The organism is Streptomyces sp. SID5643 (assembly GCF_009872555.1).
Taxonomy (GTDB): domain Bacteria; phylum Actinomycetota; class Actinomycetes; order Streptomycetales; family Streptomycetaceae; genus Streptomyces; species Streptomyces iakyrus.
In genome coordinates, this window is record NZ_WWIC01000057.1 from 1 (window position 1) to 4,399 (window position 4,399).

Annotated in this window: 4 protein-coding genes; 2 read left to right on the forward strand and 2 right to left on the reverse strand. The window is 71.4% G+C overall.

Translation table 11 applies throughout. The features are described from left to right. Positions 1–260: 260 nt before the first annotated feature. Complete coding sequence (locus GTY56_RS07190; RefSeq protein ID WP_031110318.1) at positions 261–1,085, reverse strand: purine-nucleoside phosphorylase; 825 nt, start codon at positions 1,083–1,085, stop codon at positions 261–263. Between the two features lie 106 nt (positions 1,086–1,191). Further along, the gene (locus tag GTY56_RS07195) at positions 1,192–1,629 is read right to left on the reverse strand and encodes a gamma-glutamylcyclotransferase family protein (protein WP_033311347.1); all 438 of its coding nucleotides are present in this window, start codon (positions 1,627–1,629) and stop codon (positions 1,192–1,194) included. A gap of 96 nt (positions 1,630–1,725) precedes the next feature. Between GTY56_RS07195 and GTY56_RS07200 the strand changes: the two genes are divergently transcribed. After that, positions 1,726–3,174, forward strand: coding sequence for an NAD(P)H-quinone dehydrogenase (locus GTY56_RS07200; RefSeq protein ID WP_161363645.1), 1,449 nt, complete (start codon positions 1,726–1,728; stop codon positions 3,172–3,174). A 165-nt stretch (positions 3,175–3,339) separates the two neighbouring features. Further along, positions 3,340–4,320: a DeoR family transcriptional regulator gene (locus tag GTY56_RS07205; RefSeq protein WP_161363647.1), complete on the forward strand. Its 981-nt coding sequence runs from the start codon at positions 3,340–3,342 to the stop codon at positions 4,318–4,320. Positions 4,321–4,399: the final 79 nt, after the last annotated feature.

Below are 4,399 nucleotides of genomic sequence, written 5' to 3' on the forward strand. Positions count from 1 at the left end.
GGGGGTGTCCGTCCTCGGAACGGCGCGATGGGGTCGCGTACCGACTAACCGCCCGTTGACGCGCCAACCGCTGCGGGCGGACACCCCCCGACACGTCCCCTTCTCGCCGTACGCGGGTGCGGGTGCGCCCACTGCGGCCATGTCCCCATTGCGCCGTGGCTGCTTTCTCGCGCGGGTGACTGCAACCCCTTGGGGGCGCGGGGAACTGCGCGACCAGCCACTACGGGCCCGCAGCCGCCGGACCGCCTCCCGCAGCCTTCTCAGAGGCGGCCGAGGACCTGTGCGAGCAGGGAACCCATGCGCGTCGCGGAGTCGCGGCCCGCCTGGAGGACTTCCTCGTGGTTCAGGGGCTCGCCCGTCATGCCCGCGGCGAGGTTGGTGACGAGGGAGATGCCCAGGACCTCGGCGCCCGCCTCACGTGCGGCGATCGCCTCCAGGACCGTCGACATGCCCACCAGGTCCGCGCCGATGACCCGGGCCATGCGGATCTCGGCCGGCGTCTCGTAGTGCGGCCCGGGGAACTGGGCGTAGACGCCCTCCTCCAGCGTGGCGTCGACCTCCTTGCACAGGGCGCGCAGGCGCGGGGAGTACAGGTCGGTCAGGTCGACGAAGTTCGCGCCGATGATGGGGGAGGTGGCGGTGAGGTTGATGTGGTCGCTGATGAGGACCGGCTGGCCGGGGCGCATGCCCTCGCGCAGGCCGCCGCAGCCGTTGGTGAGGACGACCGTCTTGCAGCCGGCCGAGACCGCGGTGCGGACCCCGTGGGCGACCGCGGCCACCCCGCGGCCCTCGTAGTAGTGCGTACGGCCCAGGAAGACCAGGGCGCGCTTGTTGCCGATCCGGTACGAGCGGATCTTGCCTCCGTGGCCCTCCACCGCCGGCGGCGGGAAACCGGGGAGCTCGGTGACCTGGAACTCGGCCTCGGGGGCGCCCAGCGCGTCCACGGCCGGGGCCCAGCCGGAGCCCATCACGAGGGCGACGTCGTGGGTCTCGGCGCCCGTCAGTTCGCGCAGGCGGGCCGCGGCGGCGTCGGCGGCCGCGTGGGGGTCGCCCTGGATGTCGTCCGGAAGAAGAGATGCGTTCACGCGGACGAGGGTAGCCGCTGTTTGCCTACGCGCGTAGATGGCAGAGCTCACGGGGTGGCGATCGTTGTCTTGTCGTTTCCGACGAGGCGGCTGACGCGGGCGGCCCTCAGCAGGGGCGCTTGCGGAGTTCCATCACGTAGTCGTGGGGCGCGCCGGCCGACTCGGCCGCGTCGGCGATCTCGCCCAGGTAGCGGGCGGAGGGCAGACCGCCCTCGTAGGCGTTCAGGGCGAAGGCCCAGGCGGTGTCCTCGCCGTCCAGCGTGTGGACCCGGACGCGCGTGCGCCGGTAGATGTCGAGGCCCACGCCCTCCCAGCGGTCGAGTGACTCCTCGTCCATCGGGGCGATGTCGTAGAGGGAGACGAAGACCTGGGAGAGCGGGTCCTCCACGATCGTCGGCAGTGCGCCCTCCCAGCCCATGTGCTCGCCGCCGAAGGTCAGTCGCCATCCGTTCAGCCAGCCGGTGGCGCGCAGCGGCGAGTGCGGTGCGCGGCGGGACATCAGCCGCGCGTCGAGGTTGCCGGCGTACGCGGCGTAGAGCGACATGGGGAGAGGGTACGGCAGGCCGCCCGGCGTCACTGTCGTAACAACAGGCGCATCCATGGGGCCCCGGGGCGGTGGCACGCGGAGCGGTGCGGGACAATGGAGTACGTGACTCGGATCGTGATCATCGGTGGCGGACCCGGCGGATACGAAGCGGCGCTGGTGGCCGCCCAACTCGGCGCGGAGGTGACCGTCGTCGACTGCGACGGTCTGGGCGGGGCGTCGGTGCTCACCGACTGCGTACCGTCGAAGACCCTGATCGCCACGGCCGAGGTGATGACCACCTTCGACTCCTCGTACGAGGAGCTGGGGATCATCGTCGCCGACGACACCCCGCACCTCGAGCAGGCCGCCCGGGTGGTGGGCGTCGACCTGGGCAAGGTCAACCGGCGTGTGAAGCGGCTCGCGCTCGCGCAGTCGCACGACATCACCGCCTCCGTGACGCGTGCCGGGGCGCGTGTCATGCGCGGGCGCGGGCGGCTGGAGGGCATGCAGGCGCTCGACGGGTCGCGCAAGGTCGTGGTGCGCACCGCCGACGGGAGTGAGGAGACGCTCACCGCTGACGCCGTCCTCATCGCGACCGGCGGGCACCCCCGTGAGCTGCCCGACGCCCAGCCGGACGGTGAGCGGATCCTGAACTGGACCCAGGTGTACGACCTCGACGAACTCCCCGAGGAGCTCATCGTGGTCGGGTCCGGTGTGACCGGTGCCGAGTTCGCCGGCGCCTACCAGGCACTGGGTTCGCGGGTGACGCTCGTGTCCTCGCGGGACCGCGTGCTGCCGGGAGAGGACCCGGACGCGGCGGCCGTGCTGGAGGACGTCTTCCGGCGGCGCGGCATGAACGTCATGGGCCGTTCCCGGGCGCAGTCCGCCAAACGGGTGGGGGACCGGGTCGAGGTGACCCTCTCCGACGGGCGCGTCATCACCGGATCGCACTGTCTGATGGCCGTCGGTGCCGTGCCCAACAGTGCCGGCATGGGGCTGGAGGACGCCGGGGTTAGGCTGCGCGAGTCCGGTCACATCTGGACCGACAAGGTGTCGCGCACGACCGCTCCGGGGGTGTACGCGGCCGGTGACGTGACCGGCGTGTTCGCCCTCGCGTCCGTGGCCGCCATGCAGGGACGTATCGCCATGTACCACTTCCTGGGCGACGCGGTGGCCCCGCTGAACCTGAAGACGGTCTCGTCGAACGTCTTCACCGACCCCGAGATCGCCACCGTCGGCTACACCCAGGCCGACGTCGACGGCGGGAAGATCGACGCCCGGGTCGTGAAGCTGCCGCTGCTGCGCAATCCGCGCGCGAAGATGCAGGGCATCCGGGACGGCTTCGTCAAGATCTTCTGCCGGCCGGGCACGGGCATCGTGGTGGGCGGTGTGGTCGTGGCGCCGCGCGCCTCGGAACTGATCCACCCGATCTCGATCGCGGTCGACAACAATCTGACGGTCGAACAGATCGCGAACGCCTTCACCGTCTACCCGTCCCTGTCGGGCTCGATCGCCGAGGTGGCACGGCAGTTGCACACCCGCAAGGAGAACGGCCACGGCTGAGGCCGGAACCGGCTCCCCGCTGGTCACGGGGAGTGTTCGACCATGCGTACGGCATAGGCGGCGAGACTAGGCCTTATACCACTTCCCATTGCTCGGTGCGAACATCTTCTGCTATTCAGCGCAAACTGCTGAAAGCAGACGGTCGCTGGCGTTACTGTCAGTTTCGTGTTCGCTGCAGAACGTCGCCAATTGATCCTCGAAATGGTGCGAGCCAACGGGGCCGTGTCGCTCCGTGAGCTTGCCCGCGTCGTCCAGACCTCCGAAGTGACCGTACGGCGGGACGTGCGCGCGCTGGAGGCAGAAGGACTCCTCGACCGCCGGCACGGCGGTGCGGTACTGCCGGGCGGTTTCACGCGGGAGTCCGGCTTTCCGCAGAAGTCTCATCTCGCGACCGCCGAGAAGACCGCCATCGCCGACCTCGCCGCGAACTTCGTGGAAGAGGGGGAGGCGATCGTGGTCGGGGCGGGTACGACGACCCAGGAGCTGGCGCGCCGGCTCGCCCGGGTGCCCGGGCTGACCGTCGTCACCAACTCTCTCCTGGTCGCCCAGGCGCTGGCCCATGCCAACCGGGTCGAGGTGGTGATGACCGGCGGTACGCTCCGCGGTTCGAACTACGCCCTGGTCGGCAGCGGTGCCGAGCAGTCCCTGCACGGTCTGCGGGTGTCCCGGGCGTTCCTGTCCGGGGCGGGGCTGACCGCCGAGCGGGGGCTGTCCACGTCCAACATGCTGTCGGCGTCCGTCGACCGGGCGCTGGTGCAGGCCGCGGCGGAGGTGGTCGTCCTCGCCGACCACACCAAGCTCGGCACCGACACCATGTTCCAGACGGTGCCCACGGATCTCATCACGCGGCTCGTCACGGACGAGCCGCCCGCCCACGACGACCGTGCGGCCACGGAACTCCAGGCGCTTGCCGACCAGGGCGTGCAGATCGCCGTGGCCGGGGGGCAAGGGGGTTCGGCGGGGTCGGGTGCGGGAGGCCCGGGGGGTGATGCGGTCCCGGCACGTCAGCAGCGCCGGGACGTGCCGGTGCCGGGGCCTCGGCGGCAGGTGCCTGGGGGTGGGGGCGGGTTGCGCTCCACGACGATGCTGGGGGACCAGGGGCCCGGGGCCGAGCGGGCTCGGGTGGCGGACATGCGGCGGCGCTGACGCCGAGGACGGGTAGATCCGCGGTTGCCTCCAGGACCCCGGCGCTGTCGCTGAGGCCGGGTGGGTCCGCAGCCCGGCG

Bases quoted from the DNA above. Each gene is read 5' to 3' on its own strand.
- GTY56_RS07195 (WP_033311347.1), bottom strand. From the start codon at position 1,629: ATGTCGCTCTACGCCGCGTACGCCGGCAACCTCGACGCGCGGCTGATG.
- GTY56_RS07200 (WP_161363645.1), top strand. From the start codon at position 1,726: ATGGAGTACGTGACTCGGATCGTGATCATCGGTGGCGGACCCGGCGGA.